Source organism: Ruegeria sp., assembly GCF_965221235.1.
GTDB lineage: Bacteria > Pseudomonadota > Alphaproteobacteria > Rhodobacterales > Rhodobacteraceae > Ruegeria.
Genome location: NZ_CBDCRS010000003.1, coordinates 92,406 through 119,046, shown reverse-complemented (window position 1 = coordinate 119,046; position 26,641 = coordinate 92,406). Strand labels below are relative to the sequence as shown.

The following is a 26,641-nucleotide window of genomic DNA, read 5'->3' as shown; positions in this document are numbered from 1 at the left end:
GTGATGACGGAAGACGATACGAGACCCGGCGCAGGTTCTGCGCCGGTTGTATCTCTGGAACAGGCCAATATGTCTTTTGGGCCTGTTCATGCCCTGCGCGCCGCGTCCCTGACCATCCGCGCCGGTGAATGCGTCGGGCTGGTCGGCCATAACGGGGCCGGGAAATCGACGCTGGCCAACGTGATCAACGGGCGGCTGACGCAGACTCAAGGCACAGTGCAATATCGCGATGGCGATACCGCCTTACGCAACAGCCAAAACGCGCAAAACGCGGGCGTGCGCAGTGTGTTTCAGGAACTGTCGCTCTGTCCGAACCTGACGGTTCTGGAAAACCTGCGCATCCCGTACCGAACCATGCCGCGCAAAGGCTGGCGGCGGGCAGCGCAACAAAAGATGATCGACGCGCTCGATCTGGTCTTCCCCGGTCACGGCATCCGGCCACGCGCAACGGTGGGGAACCTGACCATCGCCGAACGCCAGATGGTCGAGATTGCCATTGCCTTCGCCGACCGCGACCGGGAGCCCAGCCTTGTTATTCTGGATGAGCCGACCTCATCCCTCGACGCCGCCATCGCGCAGCAATTGCTGGATCATATCAAACGCTTTTGCGCAGCAGGCGGCGCGGTTCTGTTCATCTCGCACATGATGGGTGAAATCTTCGAGGTCTCGACCCGGATCGTCATCATGAAAGACGGCCAGATCGTCGATGACCAGCCTGCAAAGGCCTTCACCCGTGCCTCGATTGTCGATGCGATGGGGCATGTGGCCCCCGACGAAACGGCAGATAACCAACGGGCTACGCGCGCGCTGGGGGACAAGGTTGTACGCGCCCCAAACGGTCTGAACGCGCGCGAAGGAGAGATTGTGGGGCTTGCCGGTCTGGCCGGTCACGGCCAGGCCGAGGCGTTGGCGCAGCTCTATTTCGACCATGCTCCAAAATGGAAATCCGCACGTGATCCCGAAGTGGTGTTCGTCGCTGGAGACCGCGCGCGCGACGGGGTCATGCCGCTCTGGTCGATCCTGCGGAACCTGTCGTTGACCACTCTGCCCGAGTTCAGCCGCAAGGTGATGGTGGATCGCAGGCGCGAAGGTGATCTGGTGAAAAACTGGAAAGAGCGGATCGGCATCCGCACCGACAACCTGCTGAACCCCATTCTGTCGCTATCCGGCGGCAACCAGCAGAAAGTTCTGTTTGCCCGCGCGTTGGCCTCGTCGGCCCCGATTGTGGTGATGGACGACCCGATGCGCGGCGTCGATGTCGGCACCAAGAAAGAAGTCTATCAGATGATCCGAGACGAGGCCGCCAAGGGCCGCAGTTTCCTGTGGTACTCGACCGAGACCGACGAAATCCTCGAATGTGACCGGGTCTTTGTGTTCCGCGCAGGGGAAATCGCCGCCGAGTTGACCGGCGACGAGATCACCGAGGAAAACATCCTGCACGCGTCTTTTGAGATGCAGGAGGCCGCCGAATGACCGCCGACCGTATGCGTCTGTTGCTGCCCGTCCTGTCTCTGGCCGTTCTGTTGGGCGCAGTATTTTACCTGCAACCCCGCGCGATGAGTTATTTCGGCCTGAACCTGCTGTTCAATCTGGCGATCCCGGTGGCGCTGGCGACCATTGCCCAGATGATGATCATCATGGTCAACGACATCGACCTGTCCGTCGGCACATTCGTCAGTTTCTGCGCCTGTGTAACGGCCACGTTTGTGCATGACACACCGCTGCTGGGCTATGCCATTCTGGCCGCAGCCATCCTCGCCTATGCTGCGCTTGGGGCGCTGATCCAGCTTCGCGGGCTGCCTGCCATCGTTGTCACGCTGGGGATGTCCTTTGTCTGGGGCGGGCTGGCGGTGCTGATCCTACCCTCACCGGGTGGCGCGTCACCGGAATGGCTGAAAACGCTCATGAGCCTCAAGACACCGCTGGTTCCAATTGCGGTCATCGCCCCGCTGGTGATCGCCTTCGCCGTCCACCTGCTGATCAAACGCTCGTGGATCGGAGTGATCCTGCAAGGCGTCGGCGGCAACGAACGCGCCATGGAACGCGCAGGCTGGTCCGTCGTCCGCTTGCGCGCCACTGCTTACGGTTTGGCCGGCTTGTTCGGAGTTCTGGCGGGCATGTGTCTGGTCGGCCTTACCACCGCGGCGGATGCCAACATCGCCCTACGCTATACGCTATTGTCGATTGCAGGAGTGATCCTTGGCGGCGGTGAATTTGTCGGCGGTCGCATCTCACCCTTCGGCGCGGTGATTGGTGCGCTGACCCTGACTTTGGCAGCCAGTTTCCTGTCCTTCCTGCGCCTGTCGCCGGATTGGCAAATCGGCGCACAAGGCGCGATCCTGATCCTGGTGCTGGCGGTACGCCTCCTGTTTGTCCGCAAGGAGGTCACGGCATGAGCGACAAGACCGCAATGACCGAAGCCCGTCCCAACCCGGCACGCGCGTTGCTACAAAAACCGTGGCTCTGGGCCTATCTCGCGGCCGCGCTGACCTTTGCCGCGACAAGCCTTCTGGCCGGATCGGGCGCGGGATCGCTGTTCTACGCGGCGCTGACCTTTGCGTCTTTCTCGGCCATCGTCGGCATCGGGCAAATGCTGGTGATCACGCTCGGCCCCGGCAATATCGACCTGTCGATCCCAGCCACGATGACACTGGCGGCAACGCTGGCGTTGAAATTTATGGATACGCAAACCGCACTGATCCTGCCCGGGCTTCTGGTCGCCATAGGGGTCGGCATCGGCTGTGGCGTGGTCAACTTCATCCTGATCCTGCTGCTGCGCATCCCGCCGATCATCGCGACACTCTCGGCCTCATTCCTCTATCAATCGCTGGCGATCTGGTCGAACCGGGGCCTGCGTATTAAGCCCCCCGAACCGCTGGCCGAGTTCGCCACCGGAGGCCTTTTAGGCATCCCAAACGTTGCCGTTGTCGGCATCGTACTGGCGGTCTGCGCCTGGTTGCTGCTCGAGCGTGCCATCGCCGGGCGCTGGATTTCCGCCATCGGCCAGAACCTGCGCGCCGCACGGCTTAGCGGTGTGCCGGTCAATGCCGTCCGGTTCGGCATCTATGTAAACTCAGCCGTCTGCGCGGCCCTGACCGGGTTCCTGCTGGCCAGCTTTTCGGGCGGGGCCAACCTGAACATGGGGACCGAGTACATGCTGATGTCCATCGCAGTGGTGGTGATAGGAGGTTCGTCAATCGGTGGTGGCAATTCCAACGTGCCGGGTATCTGGGGCGCGGCTTTGTTCATGTTCCTGATCGTGTCGATGCTGAACTCTTACGGATTGGGTGCGGGGATACGCCTGATCCTGACGGGCCTTGTGATCGTGGGCGTCGTCACCCTGGCCAACCGGAAAGGATATGGCGCATGAGCATTTATGAGATCATCCGACCCGAGTTCCGCGACCTGATCCATACAAATATCGGACTTACGCAAATCTCATCCGGCCATGTCTGGACCGAAGGCCCGGTCTGGTTTCCAGCACATGAAATGCTGCTGTTCTCAGATATCCCGCGCGCCCATATCTACAGCTGGACTCCGAACGGAGGCGTCAGCCTGTATCGCCAGAATTCCGACTACACCAACGGCAATACCCGCGACCGCGAGGGGCGGTTGCTCAGCTGTCAGCACGGGACCCGGTCGCTGGTGCGGACGGAACATGACGGCAGTCGGACCACTCTGGCCGACCGCCATGATGGTCGTCGGCTGAACTCGCCCAATGATGTGGTCGTGCGCTCGGACGGGACGGTCTGGTTTTCCGATCCGACTTACGGGATTCTGTCCGATCTCGAAGGGTACAGAGCCACCCCCGAGCAGGACGGCAGTTTCGTCTATCGCATCAACCCGCAAAGCCTTGAGATACAACCGGTCACGCGGGACTTTGTGCAACCGAACGGGCTGGCGTTTTCCGCAGATGAATCGCGGCTGATCGTGGCCGAATCCGGCAGCAGCCACGACCCCGCCGTCCCCTCGATTCTGCGGTGTTTCGACGTGGGACCGGACAGGGACCTGCACAACCCGCGAACTCTGGCCGAGATCGACACGGGCCTGCCGGACGGGTTGCGCGTGGATCAGCACGACAACATTTGGTGTTCCGCAGCCGACGGGGTGCATGTCTTTTCTCCAGCCGGAGACCTGCTGGGTAAAATCCGCGTCCCCGATACCGTTTCAAACCTGACTTTCGGAGGGGCGCGGCACAACATGCTATTTATTACAGCAACAGACCGGGTGTTCTCGACATATGTAAACGTCGCTGGTGCCTCAGTCTAAGCATACGACCCCGCGACGAAGAGACGACTCATGCCAAGCCGGCGTGATTTAAAAAAATGGGCTTACTTCTCGTCCACAATGGCGACGCCGCGCCACGCGCCTGATGGTGGGTTCGCGATCAGGTCCTCGGCCTTTGCCTTCATTGCTTTTGCCACGGGATCACCCCCACGCATCTGGTCTGCCTCTGCGAACGCAGCGACGGCCTCGGCAAACTGACCGGCCCGATAATGGGTCAGGCCAGTATCATAGGCCCCAATCCAGTCCGGTGTCGCACCGATGTCATCGGCCATGCCGATCAGCTCAAAAACAACCAGCTCTTCGGATCGCCCGGCGATGACCAGCGTATCCAGTTCTCGCGCAATGATCGCATCCCCCGCTTCGCGCCGCGTCTCGGGGCCGATCAGGATCGAGCTGCCATAGATCTTGTTGACCACTTCCAGCCGACTGGCGACATTCACCACATCCCCGATCGCGGTGTAATTGAGCCGCTGTTCGGACCCGATATTACCGACCAGAGCCTCACCGCTGTTCAATCCGATCCTGACATGCAGGGCGTCGTCGCTTTCATGCTGAAGGTCCGACGTTTCGACCACTTCGACCAGTTCAAGCGCCGCACGGCAGGCACTTTCTGCATGGTTGGGATTTTCGCGCGGTGCGCCCCAGAATGCCATCACCGCATCGCCGATGAACTTGTCGATTGTTCCGTCGTGACGTTCGATGGTCGAGGATGCCGCGCTGAAGAACGGCTCCATCAGTTCCACAATCCTTGGCCCGTGTTTCTCGGCCAGACCGGTAAAGCCCGACACATCGCAGAACAGCACCGAGATGGGTTTAATCTCCCCGCCGGGTTGGGTTTTGATCCCGGCGGCGACCAGCATCCGGACCAGATCTGTCGGCACGTATTTGCGAAACGCCGACAGGCCCGCTGCCATGTTTGCCGTTGCCGCGGACAAGTTGTTCAACTCTTTCAGACGCGAGGGGCGGCGGGACACCTGCTCGACGTCAAACCTCTGAATGCGGCTCAGGTCCTCGGCCACGCGAGACAGCGGGTTAGCAACGACCCGCCGCATCAGCCAGATTGCCAGCCCGGTTGCAGCAACCACAACACCCATCAGAATGTAGACCAGATTGACAAGGTTCTTGTCGATGCCCGACAGGAAGGCGGATTCAGGGATCACCGTGGCGACGCGCCAGCCATAAAACCCAAGTGGGGTCAGCGCCACTGCATAGGGCACGTCGTCAAACACCGCGCGGGTCGTCAACGTGCCGGGGACATTTCCGCCCGGATCGCCCAGCAACCGCTCACCCGAAATTTTGGCAACCTCGTACAATTCGCCCTCACCCATCCGTGCCGGAGTGACCTCATCCGCGTCCGGGTCCGGTACGGCAATCACCTTGCCATCCGCGTTCAGGATAAAGGCCGCGCCGAACTCTCCGGGGCGCAGTGACCCCAGAAAACGTGACAGCCGGTCGGTGTCGATTGCCACCGTCAGTACGCCCTGACGCTGACGCCGCACGTCTATGGGTCCGGCAAAGGCGTAAATGGTTTTGTCACTGGTCGGCAGATCATGCGCCTCGATCCAGTCGGGTGTGTTGCGGCCAATGAAGTTGCTGTACCAGGCGTGTTCGCGCGGATCGTATTCGGTGTCCGTAAACGAGCGTTCCTCAAACTGAATATCGCCGGGAATAAAGATATAACGGTCCCGACGCAGCATGCGGTTTCTGATTTCGTCGCTGATCTCGATCATCTCAAGGCCGCTGTCGCCCAGACGATGGGCCGCAAAGAAATCGCCGTTTGGCCAGCCGAAGGTGATCCACGAGATATTAGGCTGCGCCTGCAACTGGGACAGAAAGACAAATTCCCGCTTGTCGGCCTGCCGTGTCTGAATGACATCCTGAATAAAGATGGTTCGAACCGCCGCCCAGGCCGCCTCGGCAGAGCGAAGGGTCAGCCCGACCTCGATACGAACGGTATTGGCAATCTGGCTGTTGATCTCCGCCGCCAGCATACGGCTGTTTTCCCGCGCCGTCGTCCACCACAGGGAATGCACAAGGAATGTAGACACGCCAATCGACAGCGCGACAAGCATTGAGACTGCGATTCCAACACTGACCCGCATTCAGGCCTCTACAGATCGGAACACGCGCCATACCCGGTGCCGTGTCCCGTTCAAACAACGCGCAGTGCTGCGCCAGAGGATTTCGAAGTGTCTATGCAAGAATTTTGTGGTGCTCAAACCTGTGTACGAGCCCTCAACCTAGCAGATATCCACCTCAGGTCCTCTCACAAATCCGCGACACAGGCAACAGTGCTGACCCCTTACGTCTTTGGCACATATGTCCAGGTTGGCCCGGCGGTTTCCCCTGACCGGCCCGGCAAAGGAATACGCATCAGTTTTTGCGCCAGGGACTTGATGCTGTACATGGATGGAACCAAATCGCGCAACGCGCTCTTGTCCTTGGTGAACGCCACCTGCAATCCGTCCAGCAAACCGCTCCAGGCTTCATTGAACTCGGCCGAGATCGCGGCAATTTCGGGCGCGCGCTTGTAGTTGGCTTCGCAGGGGTCGTCCCGCATCGGGGACACCGCGCTCCAGTCGACGATCAGATCACCGCCCGAGGGCGGCTCATTCACCTTGTCGTCGGGGTGGTAATAGCGGCTGTGCAGGATTTCGTTGAACTTGAAGAAATGCGCGATGTCTTCGCGGCCTTCAGGTCCGGGGATGATATCATTGTCCCCTGCCCGGTGGCCCATTTCAGCGCCTTCGCCTTCCTCCATGATCTCTTTGATCGCAGTCAGGGCCGCCTTACGCCGCTGAGCTGGGGAACCCGTCACTTCGATCACCTCGCCCCCGGCCCCGAAATAGTCGTCGTTCGAGATCTGGCGCTTGGTATCGCCGATAAATATCGCCTCGTTTCCGAACTTGTCGCAGGCTTTCTCAAGCTCTTGCTTAAGGAAGGTATAGAACCCTCCGATCGTGTGGTAGTCGCCCTTTTTGGCCGGGCCAGTATCTTTTGGCGCGGTCTCGATCAGGCGAAAGCTTTTCACCTGCGCGGGGGTGAACCGGCGCAGACGCACTTCGGGCCCGCGCCCGCCCAGCAGCTTGGACGGATAGGTCGGCAGCTGTTTGGGGTCGTTCAGCCTTGGCGTGCCGCCGATGCTGTTGAGGACGTTCGCCACCAGCACCATGTGCAGCATCTCTTCGACCATGACCTGACGGATCACCTCAATCGGTTCAGCGTTCACGATGGTCGGCTCGGACCGGTCATATTGCCCCTGTTCCAAAATGGAATAACAGGCGGTTGCATAGGGTGGAATTGTGGACAGCTCTAACATCAGCGCCTGTTGCAGCAGGCCGCACAGCTTTTCGCGGGTTTTTTCCAGCGTGTCTTTCGAAGTCATTTCGCACCCCCTTTCCCAACGGCCTTCATGATCGCGCGGGACGCCCTGTAAGCCATGGCCGACAGCGTCAGCGTTGGGTTAGACGTGGCAATCGTCGGCATTGAGCCCGCACCGACCAGCCACAGGTTGTCATGATCCCAGGCCCGCATGTCTTTGTTCGTCACCGAATTGTGCCTGTTGGTGCCAATGCGGTGGGTGCCGACAAGATGGCCAGCCCCAAAGAATGTGTAGCCCCGGCCGTCATAGGTGAAATACCCAGCATCTGACGGTTTGTAGGAGGTATGGTTCCTGATCCCCAACCGCTGAAAGATTTGCGCGCAGGTGTCATAGGCCGCCGCCAGCCCGGCGCGCGAGTAATCGTCCAGATCATAGCTGATCACCGGGCGGTACTCGCCCATCGGAGTGCGATAGGCCGGGTCAATGGTGACCCGGTTGGTGGATTTTGGCAGCTGTTCCACAAGCGTGCCGACCCGAACCTGCCGCTGCACATCGTGATACAGCTTGTCGCGCAGCGCCGTGCCATAGAGGTTATCCTGCTCGACCAGCCGCGCCACATCCGAATTCGGCGCGCCGGCGGCAAAGTTCCAGCCCCAATTGCCGATCTCAAGCCGGAAGGCCGCCGTTTTGTCGCGGAAGGAACCGTCGCGGAAATTGGCGTAACTTGACGTCGACCCCGGCCCGCGAAACGGCCCGACGGGTTCGGGGGCCGCGCCCCAGGTCATCATGTAGGGATGATCCATAAGGTTGCGCCCCAGCTCATCACTGGTGCCGCAGATGCCCGAAGCCAACGCAAGCGTGACGTTTTCAACCGCCCCGCCGGCCAGCACATAATGCTTGCCCTTGGCCCGGCGCAGATCGTATTGCGGCACTCCGGGAAACGGATATTTCTTGTAAACTATGCCAGAGACGCGCCCGCTTTCGTGCAGTTCGACCTTTGAGGCGATGGCTTGGGTGATCGTCTCCATCAGGTCCTTGCCCGTGTGCCGGGCGTCCTCCAGCGTTTTCATCGCGTTATATTTCGCCTGAATCGGACAGATCGGAATACAGCTGGAGTTGCCCTCGCATCGCTGGCCCATATAGGCAAACGGCCCGGTTGAACCGCGCGGACGGAACGGATGCTTTTGCGGCTCACCGCCAACCACGATTTTCCTGCCGTTTTTGAACCGGCGCGGAGTCGAGTTGCGACCCTGCGGCGTGCGCGAGACTTTCAGTTCAACAGTGTCGCTGGCGTCCTCGCCAATCTCGATCGGCATGCCATCGGCGCGGGCAAAAAAGCCGTCCACATAAGAGGACGGGATCGAGTGCATCGGGTAATCATATCCCTTTGCAAAATACCCCTTGTTGTCATGCGGCCCCGAGGTCTTGATCCCCAGTGCCTTGGGGGTCTGTTCATCCGCATCGGCGGAGACTCCGATCTCCCACTCAGCGCGTTCATAATCGGCTTGCAGGTCTTCGTATTTAAAGGGCCAGTCGACCCCCAGACCAAACCGGCTCTGCATTTCGAAATCAGCGGGCATCATCCGCAGGCTGGTACCCAGCCAGTGCAACGATGTGCCGCCAAAGGCCATCAGGTAATTGCTACCAAAAGGCAGTGGGCCACGCTGTACAAAATAGCCGTTCGTGTCGGGCTGTGTGCCCCTAACCGCGGTAATATCCAGCACCGAAGGCGACGGCAGCGTTGGCAGGTTGGGATAGGGCGAGTTCGGCGTTTTTTCCAGAGACAGATAGTACAGGTCCAGATAGGACCGATAGGTCTCCCAAGTCTTGCCGTGATCTTGCCCGGCTTCGAGGATCAGAACGGAATAGCCTTTGGAAACAAGCTCTTTCGCAAGAATACCCCCGGCAAATCCGGCCCCTACGATCACAACATCATAGGTGCGGTCGTCATCGGTGATCGCGCTCATTTTCCTGCCCCCCGCTGTTTGGGGGGTTCGAGACCCCATGCCCCGAATCCTTGTTGCTTGGCCCCTTGCGGGTGCGCGCCAATGGCGTCCCAAACCAGCCCCTCTTTGTAGGACCGGGTCGAGATGATTTTGACCACGTCAAACCGCGAGGCCCCATAGCTTTCACGCCATTCCTGCGGCAGCGGCACCCACTGACCGATGTACCAAAGCTGGATCACCGAACGCGAAATCGGGCCAAGACATCGGTCCGACAGATACTCCTCCCGGATAATCCGGTCATCATCCTTCTTGCCCAGTTTTGGCGCATGAGACAGAAACGTCTTCAGGATATCTTTGGGCAAAACCTGCCGGACCTGATGCCAGTATTCCCCGGCACACCCGGTCCCCTGCAATTGGGCGCTGTCATATCCGGTCAGCGCGGCACTGACGGTTATAAAGGCCTGATACTCGGGGGTTTCATCATGCGTTGTCATGGCGGTCCCCATCAATTGCATCCACATAAAACCCGCGCGGCTCGAAACAGGCCGGCGGGCTTTCAAAGACCTGCACGGCCACAGGCGTCATGTCCGTGAACAGTGTGTGCATGTCCCGCGTCATCGGGAAATCATTGTTGCCCAGTTTCAAATGGAACTTTTTGGCAATAGGTTTCGTGTGTTTGGTGTCCAGCATCGCCGTCTGAAACAGCCCCGAGATCGTCCACCGGGTCCAGACGGTTCGGCCAAGGCCGGTGGCGAACTCGGGGATCGGGGTACAGTTCGTTTCAGTCCAGTGTTCACCCTTCAACTTGCCCAGATCAGCGGTCAGGTCATAGACAATGGTCTGCGGGTCATCCGGATTGACCAGCTGTATCCACCATTTCTTGGGTGAAATCGGCGGATGGCCTTTCATCTTCGCGTTCAGCGACGGCACCTTGTAGTTGAATTGACCCAGAAACTTGGGCTCACCAAAGGCCTGCCGTCCGGCCTTGACCGCCATTGCATTGTCAGCAGCGACATGGACGCGCAGATGGCCAATGGTCTTGGTCTGATCGCGCCCGTACAGGTACTCGGTCAGGATCATTTTCGGCACGCCCGGTACCCGGTTCTTAGGGTAGGCCAGGAGGTTGAATTCAACCTCGTTCACAAAGCCCAGCGAGTTGTCGTAATGCGCCGTGTAGCGTTGAAAGTTCAGCAGGATAACGGCCCTGTTCTTGCCATGCTCATCGGGAAACTCGGCCACACACAGACCGGTGCCTTTGACAAAAGCTTTCGCTACCTCGACCGAAGTGTACCAGTACATCCACTGGCATTGCAGCGAGGCGTAGTAGAAGGGGAAGGTATCAAACTGCTTTGGCAGTTTCGGCATGACACCGGTGACATCCGTCTGATGGCATCGGTCGCCTTTGGCTTTGTGCTTGGTCATAATCGCTGTGTCCTCCCCACTGGCTTTGACAATTTTATGTCTTCAATTCTTGTCCGATGATGCCTCCGGCATGGCTGTTGTGACTGTTTTCAAAATGGTATCCGCCGCCGCCAGCGCGTGCGCCTTGGACGCGCGTGTCGCCGTGCTCACGGCCCGGGCGACCTCGGTCAGATCATCCGTCAGGACCTCCTGCGCGGCGATTTCCCGAACCACGTGCAACAGCGGTCCGTAATGCCCAAGTTCAACCGCCAGCAGGGCAGCCTGTTTGAAATGTTCGAGCCCGGCGCGGTCGTCGCCATGTGCTTGCGCCAACCTACCCCGCAGACAGGTCAAGCCTACGATCCAGAAGTTTTCGCAACTGTCCTGCGCGAACTGCTCGGCCTCGGTCAGCAATTCTTCTGCCAGCTCCAGCCGCCCGTGCAAAATGGCCGCATCGGCGTAAAGGCACAGGAAAAAGCTCAGCCCCAGACGACAGCCGGTGTCGCGCCATTCCCGCAGACCCAGCTCGATATCCTCAAGCGACTTCTCACCGTCCGAATTTCGCCGCGCCCAGCCGTTCATCACCCGTGCCCAACCCCGCCAGAACTGGAACGAATACTCCTCGGACAGCGCAATCAAAGTGGCCGAGCTGTCCTGCACCGACCGCTCATCACCACGGAATTGCGAGATCCACCCCAGAAACGCGTGCGCAAAGGATTGGCTGAACGGGTGCGAGGTTTCTTCAGCATGAACCAGTGCGGCCTTGATCGCTTCAATCGCCGTGGCCTCGTCCCCCGACAGCCAAGCCGACAAGGCCCGATAGCCCTGAAGTGCAACCGCCAGATCGACCACGTCATAATCTAACCCAACGAAACGATGCTCGATCGACAGGTTCACGGCGATACCCGCGTCGAGATGCTTCAGCGCCTCAAGCGGATGACCCAGATAAGTATTCAGCGCCCCGTGCGAACGTTCGGCAGAGACCAGAACCAGCGGGCTGTCCAGATCTTCGCACAACGACACCAACCGGTCCGCATTCTGTTTCGAAATCTCATACTCACCACCCAGCATGGTCGAGCGGAACTGGCCATAGACGACTTTGAACAGACGTTCCGTTTCCCCGTATTCGCGACACAGGGCCTGCGCTCGCGAATAGGCCGACAGTACGGATTTGTGCGCATAACCCCGCACGAATGCCAGCGGCACGGCGATCATGATCTGCAAGTCGATCTCGCGCCGGTCCCTCTCTTGCGAGGGTGGCAATTCCTGCAAACATTCCAGCGCGTGTTTCAGATGAGTGATCGCCTCGACATTGGCGGAATGGTCCAGCGCCTGACGCGCCGCGGTCATCAGCTTACCCTCGGCGGCGTTGTAGTTTCCCGCTCGCCAATAATGATGGCCCAGGATCTCCGGCTCGCGCGCGACAGTTTCCTTGTATTTCGCCTCAGAGCCTGACCGAAAAGTAGTTGAAGGATATCATCGGGTTATGATTCTCTGAATTTTGCTGGCAAACGGAGGATCAGATGCCCTGGAATGATATCGCTCGCGCTCAACATACACGCAAAACGGACCGCTATCCAAGTGACATGTCAGACGATGAATGGTCGCTGGTCGAGCCAATGATTCCACCGGCACGGTCTGGCGGTCGTCCTCGAACGACGGATATGCGGGAAGTGATGAATGCGATTTTCTACATCGGATCGACAGGCTGCCAGTGGCGCGCTTTGCCGACAGACTTTCCTCCCATGACGACTGTACAGGGATATTTCTATAATTGGCGGAACGCGGGCTTGCTGGCGGCAATGAGTGATTTGCTGGTTGCTGCCGCTCGTGAATTGGAGGGCCGCGCTGCCGAGCCTACGGCGGGTGTGATTGATAGCCAAAGTGTGAAAACTACAGAAAGTGGAGGCATTTGCGGATATGACGCCGGCAAAAAGACCAAGGGGCGCAAGCGTCATATTGTGACGGACGTCCTTGGGCTTCTGCTGATTATCATCGTTCATGCCGCCAACATCCAGGACCGTGACGGCGCTCCCGATCTGCTCAAAGCGGTCGGCAAAAAATTCCCTTGTTTGCGCCATATTTTCGCCGATGGTGGGTATGCGGGGGATAAGCTCCGACAAGCCATGGGTGATGAGTGGACACTGGAAATAGTCAAGCGACCTAACAAGGCAAAAGGCTTCGTTCTTCTGCCCAAGCGATGGGTCGTTGAGCGCACTTTTGCATGGCTGGGAAGGTGTCGACGGTTGGCCAAAGACTGGGAACGCACAATCGAAAGCTCAACAGCCTGGGCGCTCGTTGCCAATATCCGCCTCCTGACACGCAGACTGGCAAGGCACTGCTATGCAACGTAAAACTTTAGATTCAGGCTCTCAAGCACGTCGGCGATTTGACCGTGCCACCGGGACGCGGTCGACCGCAACATGGATTGATAGGCCGCATCCTGAACCAACGCATGGCGGAACCGATAGGCATCCACTGTACCCGGCTGCCCTGCTGGGACGATCAGCTCGGTCTCAAGCAGTTGCTCTAACGCGTTTGAGATGTCGTCATCATCCCAATCCAACACTTCGGACAGCAGTTTGCGTTCAAAATTTCGGCCAATTGCTGCGGCAACCTGCACGATCTCACGGCTGGCGGACAGCCGGTCAAGGCGGGCCATCAGCGAGTCCTGTAGAGACTCGGGTATCGCCATGGAAAGTTCGGCCTGGCTCTGCCCGCGGCTGACCAGCAGACCGGATTCCATTGCCATCTTGGTCAGTTCCTCAACAAACAAAGGAACCCCGTCGGTTCGTTCCGCCAACTGGCTCAGCACCTCTTCGGAGGGGCGTACGCCAGAAATACTTTCCACCAGTTTGTAAATGTCACGCCGGACCAAACGGTTCAGCTCAAGACTGGTAACGTGGGATTGGTTGCGCCAGGGCGACTGAAATTCGGTCCGCGCGGTCATCAGGATCAGGCAGCGCCGGTTTGACAATTGTTCGACCCAGCCGTTGACGAATTCAAGTGTCGAGGCATCGAACCAATGCACATCATCCAACAACAAGAGCAGCGGATGGCTTTGCTCTAACCCCGCGCACAACTGAAGCAGTGCCTCGATCAGCGCGCCTTTTTCACGCTCGGGCGCCATCGGCTCAACCAGAGACGTGCTGTCCTCCAGCCCCATCAACCGCAGAATGGGCGCAGCACAGGTCTGGGCATCCAAGCCCAGTTCGGTCAGAAAATCGGTTATCTTCGCCCGGCTTTCCTCGGGCGCGGCATTGGGCGACATCCCGGTCAGCGTGGTCAGAGCGTTCTTAACCGGGAAAAAAGCACTGCTTTGATGCAAGGGCGAGCCGAACAAAACGAAATGGGTCGAGGCCTCATTGGCCAGCTCATCCCGAAGACCAAAGGCAATGCGGGACTTTCCAACCCCGGCATCTCCGGTCAGCAGCAGCACCTGCCCCTCCCCATCCAGCGCGCCTTCCCAGCGCGACCGGACCAGCGCAATTTCCGCCGTCCGGCCAATCGTCGGCGTAGTGTCGTGCGAAAAGTCCAGACGTGACGATTCAAAACCGGACACTTTGCGCCGCACCCGGAACAGCTGCATCGGTGTGCTAACCCCGGCCAAGGGCGGGCTGCCGATCGAGACAAAATCCAGACGCTCGCCAATCAGGCGGCGCGTCACCTCGGACACCACCACCTCACCCACATCAGCGGCGGACTGAATCCGTGCTGCTACGTTCGGCGTATCCCCAAACAGCCACACTTTTTCATCCATGGAGGAGCTGGTCGCCGTACCGACCACAACCGGCCCGGTGTGAATTCCGATGCGCACATTGGTCGAAACGGACTGGCGGGCAAAGCCGACCTCCATGTCCCGCGCCGTACTGGCCAAATCCAACGCGCAGAGGGCGGCCGAATAGTGGCTGAGTTCCTGCGCGGTCGGATAACCAAAAATGGCGACCACACCGTCGCCTGCATAGTTCGCCACTTCGCCGCCAAATTTTGCAACGGTCCGCCCGACCAGATCGCGATATCGGGTGATCAGCTCTCGATAGTCTTCGGGGTCGAGGCTTTCCGACAGAGCCGTGGACCCGACCAGATCGCAGAACATAACGGTCAACTGGCGGCGTTCCGCAACATTTTCAGCTGTTTGTTTAGGCTCCGACGGAGGCGGTTTGGCGGGTTTGTCCGGTTCTTTCACCGGACCGGACAATGCCGCACCGCAAGCCGTACAGAACCGCGCATTGGCGACTGCGACCGCGCCGCATTCGCCGCAGGCAAGAGTCAGTGCGGTTCCGCAGCTGTGGCAGAAATTTGATCCAGCCGGGCAGGCCGTTCCGCATTCCCTGCAATTGATTTCCCGACTTACCAAAATGGCCGCCTCTGAAGGTTAAAAATCCGCGACAAAAAGGAAACAAAATACATAAATTGGGACCTTTCGTATCACATTTTGGACAATTCGTCGCCCAGCAATTCCAAAACCGCAATTTAGAGCCTTCAACCCGTTGTTTCGGCTGGATTGTCCGGTGGACGGATTGCACAGGGCATCAGCCCGTTGCTTCTCCTGCCTGTTGCCGCAGGAACCCCTGAATACGGTCGACATTCTGAACCAGCACAAACGGGGCGTCCGAGCCCGGCGTTGGCTGAAACAGGTGCCCTTGCTCTTTCACAAAAGTCGAAAAGACTGGGCCGTTCAAATGATACAGAAACGCCTCTTTGTCCTTGTACATCTCCACGAACACTATGGTTCCGTCCGGCCAGGGCGGGGCCGAACCCGCAGCGCCGGAATGGATCAGATATCCCCAGGTGTCCGGTTCGTGTTCCTCGACATCTTTGGCCAGTTGCTTCAGCGCGGCGATACCTTCTGACTGAAGGTCCGGCTTCAGATACCAGATTGCGATCGTGCAATACATTCGACATCCCCCTTCGAAAGGCGCGCCGGAACGGATTTGGCGGGTCCGGCGCTTGCGCAGCGGCGCGCTCGGATGGTCGTTGGTCAGCGTCAATTTTTCCGAACGGCCATGCAGGGTTTCGCTGCAAACATCTTCGTCGACTGGGCGAACCCTACCAGTCCTGCGAGGCCGGGAAAATGAACCAGATCACATATAGCCCGATTAGCGCAGACATTTGCACCCGCACCATTTGACCCGCCCAGCCACAGGACGTCAAAAAAAACCGCCGGACGCCCTTTGGGTCCGACGGTAGATTGTTTGACGGTTGAACGGACGATGCCGTTCAGGCGGGATCAGGCAAAGGCTTGCAGGCCGGTCTGAGCGCGGCCCAGGATCAGGGCATGCACGTCATGGGTGCCTTCATATGTGTTGACGGTCTCAAGGTTCACCATGTGGCGGATCACGTGGAAATCCTGACTGATCCCGTTGCCACCATGCATGTCACGGGCGTGGCGCGCGATCTCAAGCGCCTTGCCGCAGTTGTTGCGCTTGATCAGGCTGACCATCTCGGGCGCGGCGCGGGCCTCGTCCATCAGGCGGCCAACCCGCAGCGCAGCTTGCAGGCCCAGCGTGATCTCGGTCTGCATATTCGCAAGCTTCAGCTGAAACAATTGGGTCTGCGCCAGCGGGCGGCCGAACTGTTTGCGATCCAGCCCGTATTGCCGCGCCGCGTGCCAGCACGCCTCGGCGGCCCCCATCGAGCCCCAGGCAATGCCGTAACGTGCCCGGTTCAGGCAGCCAAACGGACCTTTCAACCCCGCAACCCCGGGCAGCAGAGCATCGTCGCCTACCTCGACATTGTTCATCACGATCTCACCGGTGATCGAGGCGCGCAGGGACAGTTTGCCTTCGATCTTGGGGGCCGACAGACCCGGTGTCCCTTTGTCCAGCACAAAGCCTTTGATCTTGCCATCATGAGCTTCGGACTTGGCCCAGACCACAAATACATCGGCGATCGGCGAGTTCGAGATCCACATCTTGGACCCGTTCAGCACGTATCCCCCATCGGTCTTCTTTGCCACCGTCTTCATCCCGGCCGGGTCCGAGCCCGCGTCGGGTTCGGTCAGCCCGAAACAGCCGATGAATTCACCGCTGGCCAGTTTCGGCAGGTATTTCTGGCGCTGCTCTTCGGTGCCGTAGGCATAGATCGGATACATCACCAGGCTGGACTGCACCGACATCATCGAGCGATAGCCGCTGTCCACCCGCTCAACCTCGCGCGCGACCAGACCATAGGTCACATAGCTGGAGCCGATACCGCCATATTCCTCGGGGATGGTGGTGCCCAGCAGACCCATCTCACCCATCTCGCGGAAAATCTCGGGGTCGGTTTCCTCATTCGCAAACGCCGCGGTCACGCGCGACAACAACTTGTCCTGCGCATAGGCAAAGGCCGCATCGCGCACCATACGCTCGTCTTCGGCCAACTGATCTTCCAACAGAAACGGATCGTCCCACGTGAACGGACCAAGATGCGGGGCTGACTGAGGTGTCATGCAAGATTCCTTTCAAAAGCGGTTGTCTTTTGGGCGGCGCGGTGACGCATCACTTGCCCCTTTTCGAACCGTCTGCCCGCGTTTTTACTTGCATTGAGACTTGAGAGTAAGGTGGTAATACGTATCTTATCAGTGACTAGAAGTCATGAATCTAAATGCCTAAGTTCCGCTCACTTCCTTCACTTGCTCTGATGCGCAGTTTCGAGGCCGCCGCCCGGCATGAAAGCTATACCATGGCCGCCGAAGAGCTTGGCGTGACCCAAAGCGCGATCAGCCGTCAGGTGCGCGAACTAGAGTCCGTCCTTGGTGTCACTCTGTTCCGCAGGGTCGGGCGCGCGGTGCGCCTGTCCAAGGCCGGACACGCACTGCGCCATGAACTTGCGGGCGATCTCGAGCGGTTGAGCGGCACGATAAATCGGGCAGTCGCCGCGGGTAACGCGACCTCGTTGCTCAGCGTTGCGGTTCTGCCCACCTTTGCGACGCGATGGCTTGTGCCGCGACTGCCGGAATTCAAGGCGCAGCATCCGGGCATCGAACTGGACCTGCATTCCTACACCTCGCCGTTCAGCCTTGAACAAAGGCGCATAGATATGGCCATTCATATCGGACAAGAGGACTGGCCCGGCGCACAATTGCGCAAACTGTTCCCGGAACACCTTGTTGTCACCGCCGCCCCTGCGCTGCTGCAACGCTCGGACGTATCGGTCTTCGATATGCCCTTACTGCATCTGACGTCGCGGCCTGATCTGTGGTCGGACTATCACACGCAGCTGGGGTATGGGGCAAACGCCGCCTTTCCGGGAATGCGGTTTGACCAGTTTTCGATGCTGATCTCAGCCGCCGTGGCGGGTCTGGGCGCGGCAATCCTGCCCTCATACCTGATCGAAGAAGAACTGGCATTGGGGCAGTTGACGGAAATCGACCAGATCGAGGATGCCTCGGACAGCGCCTATTACATTGCAACCCCGACCGGTCAGAGAAACGAAGCGGTTCAGAAATTTGCTGATTGGATCAGCAGGCAAACGCGCCGGCGCCGGTAATCCGCCGCCTAGCCGCGGCCCCGATATGGCGGCACACCCTGATCGGGAATCCAGACGTTTTCGGGCATTGCGCCGGTCTGCCAGAACACGTCGATGGGGATGCCGCCGCGGATACCAATAACCACCGATGCGCAACCAGCGAGGTTCCAGAAACTCTTGCAAACGGCGAGCGATCGAGATGGTGCAATCTTCGTGGAACGCGCCGTGATTGCGGAATGACCCAAGGAACAGTTTCAACGATTTGCTTTCGACAAGCCACTCACCCGGCACATAGTCGATTACCAGATGGGCAAAGTCCGGCTGCCCCGTCATCGGGCAGAGCGAGGTGAACTCGGGCGCGGTGAACCGCACGTTGTAGTCCACATCGGCCTGCGGGTTCTGCACCCGTTCCAGAACGGCGTCTTCGGGATTGGTCGGCAGGACAGTGTCGCCGCCCAGTTGGGTAAGGTTGCTGTAGATATCGCTCATATCCGTCTCCAGTTCGTTTAAACGCCGCGTTTGTTGCCCCAGACCAACACGTGCAGCTGGGGCAGGATGCGCGGGGTAAACCATCCGATGCTAAGGGTTTTGTCGATCAGCCATTCCAGCCGTCCGGTGGCCTGTTCCAGATCGACCGGCAGGTCGGGGTTGGTTTCCAGGTTTCCGGGTTGCAGGTACAAAGGAAGATCCGGATAGCGCCCGGCCACATCCTTTGCCCAACGAAAATCCGCCTCATCAAAGATCACGATCTTCAACACCGTATTGGTGGGCCGAACGGCCAGACAGGCGTCGAAAGCGGTCCAGTTCATCTGCTCGCCGCTGCTGGGCGGTTTGGGGCTGAGAACCAACATGGCCAGATCGGCAAACCAAGGCTTTGCAACTGATCCCTGTGTTTCGCAGGCAAAGGAATACCCCGCGTCTAACCCGCGCCGGATCAACGGGCCAAAATCCTGAATCGCGGGATTACCACCCGACAGCGATACAGTCAGAGCCCGCCCGCCGGAGAGGTGCTGAACCTTGGCCCAGACATCATCAGTGCTCATCGCGGCCCAGTCGTGGCGAAAGGCGCTGTCCACCGCGTGCAGGCTGTCGCACCACGAACAGCGGAAATCACAACCGCCCGAGCGGACGAAAACGGTGGGCTGGCCAATCAACGCGCCCTCGCCCTGAACGGTTGGGCCAAAGATTTCGGCAATGCGCAGGGTCATGGCCGGTACTCGGCCCAGGTCTTGGGCGTCTCGGACACCTTCACCGCTGCCGTTTCCGGCCAGCGCGCCGCGCACCAGTCATAGAAATGACGCGCCATGTTCTCGGCAGTGGTCACGCAATTCAGCACGTCGTTCAGATGGCGATGATCGAACGTGTCGTCGATATAGGCCTTGAGCGGCTTCAGCTCGTGATAATCCCGCACGAACCCGTCGCAGTTGAGGTTGGCCGAGGCCAGCTCGACCACCACAACATAATTATGCCCGTGCATCCGCGCGCATTGGTGGTCGTCGGGCAGATGGGTCAGTTGATGCGAGGCCGAGAAGTGGAATTCCTTGGTGATCCGGTACATCAGGCGCGTTTCCTTTCCACCGCCTGCCGCCAGAAATCAGGGTCGGCATAGAGGGTTGGGTCGGAGACTCCGGCCAGATCAAATGCCTCGCGCCGTTCCACGCAGGTGCCGCAGCGCCCGCAATGCAGATCGCCGCCCTTGTAGCAGGACCACGTCTGATCAAACGGCGTGTTCACCCGTGCGCCCTCGGCCACGATATCGGCCTTGGAGCGGTGAACGAACGGTACATGCAGCGCGACATCAGCATATCCTTCTAACGCTGCGCGCTGCATCGTGTCGAACGCATCGGTGAAGCCCGGGCGACAGTCGGGATAGATGAAGTGATCACCGCCATGCACCGCAGTTGCCACCGTATCATCGCCCTGCGCCGCGGCGATGCCATAGGCGATGGTCAACATGATGGCATTTCGGTTGGGGACCACCGTGACCTTCATTGTCTCTTCTTCGTAATGCCCGTCCGGCACATCCAGATCGTCGGTCAGCGCCGATCCGGTCAGCGTCGCCCCAACCGAGCGCAGGTCGATCACGTGATGCGGCACGCCCAGCCGCACGGCGCAGGCGGCGGCAAAGTCCAGCTCTTTCGTATGGCGCTGGCCATAGTCGAAAGAGACCAGACGCGACAGCGCGCCCTGCTCTGCCAATACATGCGCCAGAGACACGGAATCCAGTCCGCCAGAGCAGACCAAAGTAGTTTTCATGATGTCAGTCCTTGTTTTGATAACCGGGTAGGCTGCGACCGGCGCGCGGACCCTTAGACGCGCCTATTCCAAGACGCAATGCACAAGTTCGTTTTTCACGAGAATTCCCGTTAGGACGGTAGACAGGCCCGTCGATGACAGCGGGTCAGGGCATTTCGGGCTGATCAGGCGAGGTGTTCACCGCATGACAAACGGATCGGGGATCGGATCGTCGCTGGTGCGAAGCCAAACCGACTTGACCCGTGTGTAATCCAGTGCCGCTTGCAACCCGCCCTCGCGCCCGTGGCCAGACAGGCCATGGCCGCCGAACGGGGCGATAGGGCTGACGGCGCGATAGGTATTTACCCAGACGATCCCGGCGCGGATGGCGCGGATCATGCGATGCGCCCGCGTCAGGTTCTGGGTGAACAGACCCGAGGCCAGACCGAACCGGGTGTTGTTGGCGATGGCGATGGCCTCGGCTTCGGTCTCGAACGACACGACAGACAGGACAGGGCCAAAAAATTCATGGGTCAGGCTGTCGGCATCCGGCGCGTCACTGCAATCCAGAATGGTAGGTGGAAAATAGAATCCGGCGCGGTCTATCGGATGGCCGCCCGTCACCACCCTTGCCCCCTGCTCGACCGACCGTCGGATCAGGTCCATTGCCGTGTCCCGCTGGCGCAGCGTACATAGCGGGCCAACCTCGGTCGCCATGTCATCCGGGGCGCCGATCACAACCGCCTCGGCTTTCTGCTTGAGACGCGCAAGGAATTCGTCCTTGATCGAGGCCTGAACAACAAGCCGCGAGCCGGCCACGCAGCTTTGCCCCGTGGCCGCAAAAATCCCCGACACCTGCGCGTTCACGGCGCTGTCGAGATCGGCATCTTCGAACACGATGAACGGAGATTTGCCGCCAAGTTCCAACGAGGTCGACGCCAGATTTTCCGCCGAGTTGCGCACGATATGACGCGCGGTCTCTGGTCCGCCGGTAAAGGCGACATGGGCCACTTTCGGATGGCTGGTCAGAACAGCCCCTGCCCCCGGCCCGCCGGTAATCACGTTCAGCACACCGGGCGGAAAGCCCGCCTGATCAAAGATACGGGCGAATTCCAGCATCGGAGCCGGACCTTCTTCCGAGGCTTTCAGCACGACGGTACAACCCGCCGCCAGTGCCGGGCCAATTTTAACGGCCGAGAGGAACAGCTGCGAGTTCCACGGCACTACGGCGGCCACAACACCGATCGGCTCGCGCCGCAGCCAGACCTCCATATCCGGTTTGTCGATGGGCAGATGTGCTCCCTCGATCTTGTCGGCCAGACCGGCATAGTAGCGATAGTAGTCGGCGACATAGGCAATCTGGGCCGAGGTTTCGCGAATAATCTTGCCCGTATCACGGGTCTCCAGCTCAGCCAGACGCGGGGCGTTTTCTGCAATCAGATCGGCCAGACGGGACAGCAGCTTGCCCCGCGCTGTGGCCGTCATCCCCGCCCAGTCCGGCGAGAAAAACGCGCGTTCTGCGCCCTCAACAGCCTGATTGACGTCGTCCTCGCTGGCCTCGGGCATCTTGGCCCAAACGGCGCCCGTGGCCGGGTCCAGACTGTCAAACTGTGCCGAGCCGTCCGAAAAAGCGCCACCAATATACTGTTGAAACTGCTGCATTTTATCTCAACCTTTTACTGAAACGCCGGCATGACGTCTTTGATAAACCGCTCAAGCGAGGCTTTCTTGCGTTCAAACGGCATGCTCGAGTCGATCCAGAACGAGTATTCATCATAGCCAAGCGCCGCATAACTGCGCAGGCGGTCGATTACGGTGTCTACGGTGCCGATCACCAGATCGCGTTCCATATTTTCGGGCGTATAGAACGGATGGGCGGCAATATCGTCATCACTCAGCGGATCAATCAAACCCTGCGAGATATCGCGCTTGTTCATGAACCAGGCACCGAAATAATTATAGAACCGGTTCAACTCGACCGCGGCCTGTTTCACATCTGCGTCGTCCGAGGCCACATAGGTGTGCATCAACAGCATGATCTTGGGCCGCGCTACGTCCGGGAATTTGGCGCAGGCGTCCTTGAACTTGGTCATCAGGCTGTGAACTTCGTCATCGCCATTCCACAGCGGTGTCACCTGAACGTTGCACCCGTTCGAGATCGCAAATTCATGGCTATTGGGATCGCGGGCCGCGACCCAGATGGGCGGTCCGTCTTTTTGCAGGGGCTGCGGGGCCGAGGTGGTTTTGGGAAAAGAGAAAAACTCACCCTCATGCGCATAGTCGCCCGCCCACAGCTTTTGCACGGCCGGGATCAGCTCTCTCATCCGCTGACCGGCCTCCCAGGCGTCCATGCCGGGCATCAGACGTTCGTATTCAAAGCTATATGCCCCCCGAGCGATGCCCAAATCCAGACGGCCGTCGGTGATCAGATCGGTCATCGCCGCCTCACCGGCCAAACGGATCGGATGCCAGAACGGGGCGACCACTGTGCCGGTACCCAGACGCACGTTCTTGGTGTGACGCGCCACGTCGATCAGGTTCAGAAACGGGTTCGGCGCGATGGTGAAATTCATCCCGTGATGTTCGCCGGTCCAGATCGCGTGCATCCCGCCCTCATCGGCGATTTTGCACAGCTGGATGAACTCATCATACAGTTGCTTCTGGTCCTGATCTGCCGAGATCCGTTCCATATGCGCAAAGAGTGAAAATTTCATATCCGCCTAACTCCCCACGATGAGCGGTTTGACATGGCCATGGACCTCATTGCCGTAATACACGCCGAAATTCCCCATCCGGCTTTCAGCCGCGAACCGTTCCAGCATCGTGCAAATGGCCGGGTCGGCGACATCCATCAGGGTCGACGGCGTGATCTGGGTGAACACCCCGTTCTCTGGCGTACCTTTGTCGGCCTGACACAGGAATGAGATGTGATGCTGCTTGCGTGCCTCGTCCTGAAACACGGAATAGATGAACCCCGGCTCGGCATTGACGCCACTGTCGCGGATCAACTGCTCTAGCGCGACATTCACACCTTTGGACAAGTTGTCGGTGTTCGGGATGGTCAGGTGACCGTGGCCGTCATCCTGCAACAGGATCGTGTCGTCCCGCGCGATCAGGGCCGAGACCACCGTATCCGACCGTTTGCTGAGCGCCTCGGCCTCGGCCGCTGGGGTGACATAGGCACCGCGCGCATAGCCCAATCCGGGCGCGATGTTCTGGTGGAAGGCCTTGACCTCACCGATCAGGATCAGATGGTCGCCCGCTTCGACGGTCTTATGCGTGGCGCAGTCGAACCATGCGGACACGCCCTCAAGAATGGGCGAGCCGTGCGGACCCGCCTGCCAGTCAACCGCAGCAAACCGATCCTCGACCGGGCGGGCAAAGGTATTTGAAACTTCGATCTGCGCTTCGGACAGGATGTTGACGGCAAATTTGGAGGTGTTCGCAAAGGTTTCAAAATTGCTCGACGTGTTGGCCAGGCAAACCAGAACCAAAGGCGGATCGAGCGAGACCGAGGTGAACGAATTCGCGGTAAAGCCCAGTGGTTCACCCGCCGCGTCATGGGCTGTCACAACCGTCACGCCGGTCATGAAGCTGCCAAAGGCGTTGCGCAGCGCGCGCGGATTGCTCAATCCGCTTGGGTCAAATTCAATCATATCCCCTCCCCCTGTTCACAAGGCCAGTTCAACCAGTCCACCAGCGCGGCATTGACTGCTTCGGGCGCAGTCAGGTTTACCATATGCCGGTGGTGTTCGATGATAATAGCGCGCCCATGCAGCGCCGCCTTTGCCATGGCCCACGACATCGCCGGGGTCGAGTTCGGGTCGTCCCCTCCGGTCAGCGCCAGCAGCGGGCATCTGATCTTGTCATAACTGTCGGAAAAAAGCGCGTCGCCATGAGCGAATGCGGTGTAAGCCGTGGCGTACCCTTCAACGTCTACTTCCGACAACCATCCGCCCACATCAGCGCGCGCGGCCCGGTCGCTTGGTGTATCTGAAAACCAGCGGCGCAGCGGCGTTTGCACGTCAAATGACCCGGTGCCAATCAGCGCGGCCCTTTCGATGACGGATTGTCTGGCCGCATCGTCGCGGCGAAACACTCCGTTCAACAAGGCAACCCGCGCGACACGGTCCGGGTGGCGGATGGCGAACCCTCCGGCAATCAATGCCCCCATCGAATGTCCGACCAGATTGGCCCGCCTGATCCCCAAGGCATCCAGAGCCGCCAAGAACCAGTCCAGAAACATCTCAAGGTCTGACCCCGAGGGCAGTTGGTCGCTGCCCCCATGCCCCGGCAAATCCAGTGCGATCACATGAAACGCGCGCGACAATGCATCAATCTGCGGTGCCCAGGCGGCGGATTGCATCCCGACACCGTGGAGCAGAACCACTGGCTCATCAGGTGCGCCCCGAGGCACCCCCGCGTCGCGAAACGCGACCTGACCGAATGGGTCAGACAGCTGCTGGATTGTCGAGGTCATGCCCCAGTTCCTTCAGGTCCTGATACCGGTCGCCAATACGATGATGCGGGCGGCCGCCGATGGATGCACCCAGCGCAATCATGATCTCATCCGGGGCGGGCGCATCGGCGACTTGCAACTGGATGGTCAGGTAGTGGCTGCGACGCCCACCGTCATTCTTGTCCATCAGCGGAATTTGCATCGCCGCGTTTGCCGGACCACGGGTGTTGGTGAAGGCCAGATAAGATTTAGCCCCCACCGCCTCACGATAGAAATTGCCGAAACGCAGCGTGTGGATCAATGCCGAGCCATGCTCAACCTCACCATTCACTCCGACGATCGCCGCTTTGCCATAGCCCTCAACCTTGTCGCCTCCGCCGGCGGCCTCGAGCACCATGTCGGTCAGCAGCTTGCCCAGACCCGGAGCGCACTCATGGATCTCGGGTTTCAGGTCTTCGACAAAGCCCTGCCCCGCCCACGGGTTTCGGATTACAGCGACAGCGGCAATCATCTTCAGTGGCGTCTCGGCGGGCTTGCCCCCTTCGATCAAAGTGTTTTCGACATGCAGCAACGTTTTGCGGATTTCGGCAGGCATGGCAGTTCCCTTGCGATTCTGTTGACAGGAATATGGTATACCATCGTACCATCCGTCAATCATACCTTGTCGTCCCCTGCCCTACTCGATACCTTGCCCCCCATGACAACACCGAAACTGACAAAGATAGATCACCCGCCGGCCACTCTGCGTGACATGGTCCAGGACCGCATGCGGGAAGCGATCATCGAAGGACTTTTTCAACCGGGCCAGCGGCTTGTGGAACGGCCACTCTGTGATCAACTGGGCGTCAGCCGAACCGTCATCCGCGAGACGATCCGGTATCTTGAGGCCGAAGGGCTTGTCGAAATCCTGCCCGGTCGCGGCCCGATCGTTGCAGTCATGAGCTGGGACGACGCACGCCAGATCTACGATATCCGCCGGATGCTGGAAACCGCAGCGGCAGAAAACTGCGCCCGAAACATCACTCCAGAACGGGCCCGCGATCTGCAAAAAGCGTTGGAAACCCTCAGGCGCGCGTTTTCCGACCAAACGCCGGGCGCGTTGTTTCGCGCAACATCGGATTTCTATTCCGAGATTTTTGATGGCGCGGGCCACTATATCGCCTGGGACGTGGTGCAGCGCCTCAACGGCCGGATCAGCCGGTTGCGGATGATGACCCTGTCATCGACCGACCGGGACCGACCCGGCCTAAGCTATATGGAAGATATATGCGAGGCGATCACATCCGGAGACCCTGCCGCCGCCCGCGCCGCCATCGACCGTCATCTCAGCGACACAACAGCCATTGCGCAACGTCTGTTCGCCTTGGAAAATACTTGATGTTGGCGTGCCCATCGTGACCCTCCTTTGGCTAGGCGCATAGCTCAGCGGCCAATGTTGACGCCTACCAAAATTACGTCCCCTGATGAAAAGCGCCGGATCGCGCTCTTCCCTGTGTCCGATTGCTGCAACAAAAGCTTTCGCAAATGAAGCTGAAGGGT

General features: G+C 59.4%; 24 protein-coding genes and 2 pseudogenes. 7 read left to right on the top strand and 19 right to left on the bottom strand.

Going from position 1 to position 26,641, the window contains the following annotated elements; all coding sequences use genetic code 11:
- The first annotated feature begins 3 nt into the window (after positions 1–3).
- From ACOQOY_RS01020 to ACOQOY_RS01005, 4 genes are read left to right on the top strand one after another with little or no spacing between them, the layout of a single operon-like run.
- On the top strand, positions 4–1,473 hold the full coding sequence (locus ACOQOY_RS01020; RefSeq protein WP_420583629.1) for a sugar ABC transporter ATP-binding protein: 1,470 nt from the start codon (positions 4–6) through the stop codon (positions 1,471–1,473).
- Positions 1,470–2,396 (top strand): ABC transporter permease, encoded by a 927-nt coding sequence (locus ACOQOY_RS01015; protein WP_420583628.1) that lies wholly within the window; start codon positions 1,470–1,472, stop codon positions 2,394–2,396. The genes ACOQOY_RS01020 and ACOQOY_RS01015 overlap by 4 nt, the downstream gene beginning before the upstream one ends.
- Positions 2,393–3,370, top strand: coding sequence for an ABC transporter permease (locus ACOQOY_RS01010; RefSeq protein WP_420583627.1), 978 nt, complete (start codon positions 2,393–2,395; stop codon positions 3,368–3,370). Before ACOQOY_RS01015 ends, ACOQOY_RS01010 begins: the two co-directional genes overlap by 4 nt.
- Entirely contained in the window at positions 3,367–4,269 is a 903-nt protein-coding gene (locus tag ACOQOY_RS01005) for an SMP-30/gluconolactonase/LRE family protein (RefSeq protein WP_420583626.1), read from the top strand. The genes ACOQOY_RS01010 and ACOQOY_RS01005 overlap by 4 nt, the downstream gene beginning before the upstream one ends.
- Before the next feature lie 62 nt (positions 4,270–4,331).
- Here the strand turns inward: ACOQOY_RS01005 and ACOQOY_RS01000 are convergent, their stop codons facing one another.
- The 6 genes from ACOQOY_RS01000 to ACOQOY_RS00975 form a co-directional block, all read right to left on the bottom strand.
- A complete protein-coding gene (locus tag ACOQOY_RS01000) occupies positions 4,332–6,389 on the bottom strand; it encodes an adenylate/guanylate cyclase domain-containing protein (protein WP_420583625.1) in 2,058 nt (685 codons plus the stop codon).
- 200 nt (positions 6,390–6,589) lie between these two features.
- Entirely contained in the window at positions 6,590–7,672 is a 1,083-nt protein-coding gene (locus tag ACOQOY_RS00995; protein WP_420583624.1) for a ferritin-like domain-containing protein, read from the bottom strand.
- Positions 7,669–9,576 (bottom strand): GMC family oxidoreductase, encoded by a 1,908-nt coding sequence (locus ACOQOY_RS00990; protein ID WP_420583623.1) that lies wholly within the window; start codon positions 9,574–9,576, stop codon positions 7,669–7,671. The genes ACOQOY_RS00995 and ACOQOY_RS00990 overlap by 4 nt, the downstream gene beginning before the upstream one ends.
- A complete protein-coding gene (locus ACOQOY_RS00985; RefSeq protein ID WP_420583622.1) occupies positions 9,573–10,049 on the bottom strand; it encodes a hypothetical protein in 477 nt (158 codons plus the stop codon). The genes ACOQOY_RS00990 and ACOQOY_RS00985 overlap by 4 nt, the downstream gene beginning before the upstream one ends.
- Complete coding sequence (locus tag ACOQOY_RS00980; protein WP_420583621.1) at positions 10,036–10,977, bottom strand: hypothetical protein; 942 nt, start codon at positions 10,975–10,977, stop codon at positions 10,036–10,038. Before ACOQOY_RS00980 ends, ACOQOY_RS00985 begins: the two co-directional genes overlap by 14 nt.
- A 42-nt stretch (positions 10,978–11,019) precedes the next feature.
- Positions 11,020–12,306, bottom strand: coding sequence for a hypothetical protein (locus ACOQOY_RS00975; RefSeq protein WP_420583620.1), 1,287 nt, complete (start codon positions 12,304–12,306; stop codon positions 11,020–11,022).
- A 173-nt stretch (positions 12,307–12,479) separates the two neighbouring features.
- On the opposite strand from ACOQOY_RS00975, the gene ACOQOY_RS00970 reads away from it, so the two are divergent.
- Entirely contained in the window at positions 12,480–13,310 is an 831-nt protein-coding gene (locus ACOQOY_RS00970; RefSeq protein ID WP_420583494.1) for an IS5 family transposase, read from the top strand.
- Here ACOQOY_RS00970 and ACOQOY_RS00965 read toward each other — a convergent pair.
- From ACOQOY_RS00965 to ACOQOY_RS00950, 4 genes and pseudogenes are all read right to left on the bottom strand, one after another.
- A complete protein-coding gene (locus tag ACOQOY_RS00965) occupies positions 13,298–15,061 on the bottom strand; it encodes an adenylate/guanylate cyclase domain-containing protein (RefSeq protein ID WP_420584018.1) in 1,764 nt (587 codons plus the stop codon). The genes ACOQOY_RS00970 and ACOQOY_RS00965 overlap by 13 nt on opposite strands.
- A 111-nt stretch (positions 15,062–15,172) precedes the next feature.
- Positions 15,173–15,313 (bottom strand): annotated as a pseudogene (locus ACOQOY_RS00960) (double zinc ribbon domain-containing protein); the annotation flags it as partial.
- Positions 15,314–15,488: 175 nt separating this feature from the next.
- Entirely contained in the window at positions 15,489–15,854 is a 366-nt protein-coding gene (locus ACOQOY_RS00955; RefSeq protein WP_420583619.1) for a putative quinol monooxygenase, read from the bottom strand.
- Positions 15,855–16,186: 332 nt separating this feature from the next.
- Entirely contained in the window at positions 16,187–17,389 is a 1,203-nt protein-coding gene (locus ACOQOY_RS00950; RefSeq protein ID WP_420583618.1) for an acyl-CoA dehydrogenase, read from the bottom strand.
- Positions 17,390–17,544: 155 nt separating this feature from the next.
- Here ACOQOY_RS00950 and ACOQOY_RS00945 point away from each other — a divergent pair, with 155 nt between their 5' ends.
- On the top strand, positions 17,545–18,429 hold the full coding sequence (locus tag ACOQOY_RS00945) for a LysR family transcriptional regulator (RefSeq protein ID WP_420583617.1): 885 nt from the start codon (positions 17,545–17,547) through the stop codon (positions 18,427–18,429).
- An 8-nt stretch (positions 18,430–18,437) separates the two neighbouring features.
- On the opposite strand, the pseudogene queF reads toward ACOQOY_RS00945, so the two are convergent.
- The 9 genes and pseudogenes from queF to ACOQOY_RS00900 form a co-directional block, all read right to left on the bottom strand.
- Positions 18,438–18,897 (bottom strand): annotated as a pseudogene (queF, locus tag ACOQOY_RS00940) (preQ(1) synthase).
- A gap of 17 nt (positions 18,898–18,914) precedes the next feature.
- Positions 18,915–19,616: a 7-carboxy-7-deazaguanine synthase QueE gene (gene queE / locus ACOQOY_RS00935; RefSeq protein WP_420583616.1), complete on the bottom strand. Its 702-nt coding sequence runs from the start codon at positions 19,614–19,616 to the stop codon at positions 18,915–18,917.
- Entirely contained in the window at positions 19,613–19,966 is a 354-nt protein-coding gene (gene queD, locus ACOQOY_RS00930; RefSeq protein ID WP_420583615.1) for a 6-carboxytetrahydropterin synthase QueD, read from the bottom strand. Before queD ends, queE begins: the two co-directional genes overlap by 4 nt.
- On the bottom strand, positions 19,966–20,664 hold the full coding sequence (queC, locus tag ACOQOY_RS00925; protein ID WP_420583614.1) for a 7-cyano-7-deazaguanine synthase QueC: 699 nt from the start codon (positions 20,662–20,664) through the stop codon (positions 19,966–19,968). The genes queD and queC overlap by 1 nt, the downstream gene beginning before the upstream one ends.
- A gap of 177 nt (positions 20,665–20,841) precedes the next feature.
- On the bottom strand, positions 20,842–22,305 hold the full coding sequence (locus ACOQOY_RS00920) for an aldehyde dehydrogenase (RefSeq protein ID WP_420583613.1): 1,464 nt from the start codon (positions 22,303–22,305) through the stop codon (positions 20,842–20,844).
- 14 nt (positions 22,306–22,319) lie between these two features.
- Positions 22,320–23,357, bottom strand: coding sequence for an LLM class flavin-dependent oxidoreductase (locus ACOQOY_RS00915; RefSeq protein WP_420583612.1), 1,038 nt, complete (start codon positions 23,355–23,357; stop codon positions 22,320–22,322).
- Between the two features lie 6 nt (positions 23,358–23,363).
- Positions 23,364–24,299, bottom strand: a complete 936-nt coding sequence (locus tag ACOQOY_RS00910; protein ID WP_420583611.1) for a flavin reductase family protein — start codon at positions 24,297–24,299, stop codon at positions 23,364–23,366.
- Positions 24,296–25,123 carry an alpha/beta fold hydrolase gene (locus ACOQOY_RS00905; protein ID WP_420583610.1) on the bottom strand — a complete coding sequence of 276 codons (828 nt, stop codon included), beginning with the start codon at positions 25,121–25,123 and terminating at the stop codon, positions 24,296–24,298. Before ACOQOY_RS00905 ends, ACOQOY_RS00910 begins: the two co-directional genes overlap by 4 nt.
- Positions 25,095–25,697, bottom strand: coding sequence for an amino acid synthesis family protein (locus ACOQOY_RS00900; RefSeq protein WP_420583609.1), 603 nt, complete (start codon positions 25,695–25,697; stop codon positions 25,095–25,097). Before ACOQOY_RS00900 ends, ACOQOY_RS00905 begins: the two co-directional genes overlap by 29 nt.
- Positions 25,698–25,799: 102 nt before the next feature.
- Here ACOQOY_RS00900 and ACOQOY_RS00895 point away from each other — a divergent pair, with 102 nt between their 5' ends.
- Positions 25,800–26,480 (top strand): GntR family transcriptional regulator, encoded by a 681-nt coding sequence (locus tag ACOQOY_RS00895; RefSeq protein WP_420583608.1) that lies wholly within the window; start codon positions 25,800–25,802, stop codon positions 26,478–26,480.
- Positions 26,481–26,641: the final 161 nt, after the last annotated feature.

Excerpts from the sequence above, each read along its gene's own strand:
- ACOQOY_RS00895 (WP_420583608.1), top strand. The coding sequence starts at position 25,800 with ATGACAACACCGAAACTGACAAAGATAGATCACCCGCCGGCCACTCTG.
- ACOQOY_RS00975 (WP_420583620.1), bottom strand. The coding sequence starts at position 12,306 with ATGACCGCGGCGCGTCAGGCGCTGGACCATTCCGCCAATGTCGAGGCG.
- ACOQOY_RS00910 (WP_420583611.1), bottom strand. The coding sequence starts at position 24,299 with ATGATTGAATTTGACCCAAGCGGATTGAGCAATCCGCGCGCGCTGCGC.
- ACOQOY_RS00915 (WP_420583612.1), bottom strand. The coding sequence starts at position 23,357 with ATGAAATTTTCACTCTTTGCGCATATGGAACGGATCTCGGCAGATCAG.
- ACOQOY_RS01020 (WP_420583629.1), top strand. The coding sequence starts at position 4 with ATGACGGAAGACGATACGAGACCCGGCGCAGGTTCTGCGCCGGTTGTA.
- ACOQOY_RS01010 (WP_420583627.1), top strand. The coding sequence starts at position 2,393 with ATGAGCGACAAGACCGCAATGACCGAAGCCCGTCCCAACCCGGCACGC.
- ACOQOY_RS01005 (WP_420583626.1), top strand. The coding sequence starts at position 3,367 with ATGAGCATTTATGAGATCATCCGACCCGAGTTCCGCGACCTGATCCAT.
- ACOQOY_RS00945 (WP_420583617.1), top strand. The coding sequence starts at position 17,545 with ATGCCTAAGTTCCGCTCACTTCCTTCACTTGCTCTGATGCGCAGTTTC.
- ACOQOY_RS00995 (WP_420583624.1), bottom strand. The coding sequence starts at position 7,672 with ATGACTTCGAAAGACACGCTGGAAAAAACCCGCGAAAAGCTGTGCGGC.
- queD (WP_420583615.1), bottom strand. The coding sequence starts at position 19,966 with ATGTACCGGATCACCAAGGAATTCCACTTCTCGGCCTCGCATCAACTG.
- ACOQOY_RS00950 (WP_420583618.1), bottom strand. The coding sequence starts at position 17,389 with ATGACACCTCAGTCAGCCCCGCATCTTGGTCCGTTCACGTGGGACGAT.
- ACOQOY_RS00900 (WP_420583609.1), bottom strand. The coding sequence starts at position 25,697 with ATGCCTGCCGAAATCCGCAAAACGTTGCTGCATGTCGAAAACACTTTG.
- ACOQOY_RS00980 (WP_420583621.1), bottom strand. The coding sequence starts at position 10,977 with ATGACCAAGCACAAAGCCAAAGGCGACCGATGCCATCAGACGGATGTC.
- ACOQOY_RS01015 (WP_420583628.1), top strand. The coding sequence starts at position 1,470 with ATGACCGCCGACCGTATGCGTCTGTTGCTGCCCGTCCTGTCTCTGGCC.
- ACOQOY_RS00990 (WP_420583623.1), bottom strand. The coding sequence starts at position 9,576 with ATGAGCGCGATCACCGATGACGACCGCACCTATGATGTTGTGATCGTA.
- ACOQOY_RS01000 (WP_420583625.1), bottom strand. The coding sequence starts at position 6,389 with ATGCGGGTCAGTGTTGGAATCGCAGTCTCAATGCTTGTCGCGCTGTCG.
- ACOQOY_RS00905 (WP_420583610.1), bottom strand. The coding sequence starts at position 25,123 with ATGACCTCGACAATCCAGCAGCTGTCTGACCCATTCGGTCAGGTCGCG.
- ACOQOY_RS00985 (WP_420583622.1), bottom strand. The coding sequence starts at position 10,049 with ATGACAACGCATGATGAAACCCCCGAGTATCAGGCCTTTATAACCGTC.
- ACOQOY_RS00920 (WP_420583613.1), bottom strand. The coding sequence starts at position 22,305 with ATGCAGCAGTTTCAACAGTATATTGGTGGCGCTTTTTCGGACGGCTCG.
- queE (WP_420583616.1), bottom strand. The coding sequence starts at position 19,616 with ATGACCCTGCGCATTGCCGAAATCTTTGGCCCAACCGTTCAGGGCGAG.
- ACOQOY_RS00970 (WP_420583494.1), top strand. The coding sequence starts at position 12,480 with ATGCCCTGGAATGATATCGCTCGCGCTCAACATACACGCAAAACGGAC.
- queC (WP_420583614.1), bottom strand. The coding sequence starts at position 20,664 with ATGAAAACTACTTTGGTCTGCTCTGGCGGACTGGATTCCGTGTCTCTG.
- ACOQOY_RS00955 (WP_420583619.1), bottom strand. The coding sequence starts at position 15,854 with ATGTATTGCACGATCGCAATCTGGTATCTGAAGCCGGACCTTCAGTCA.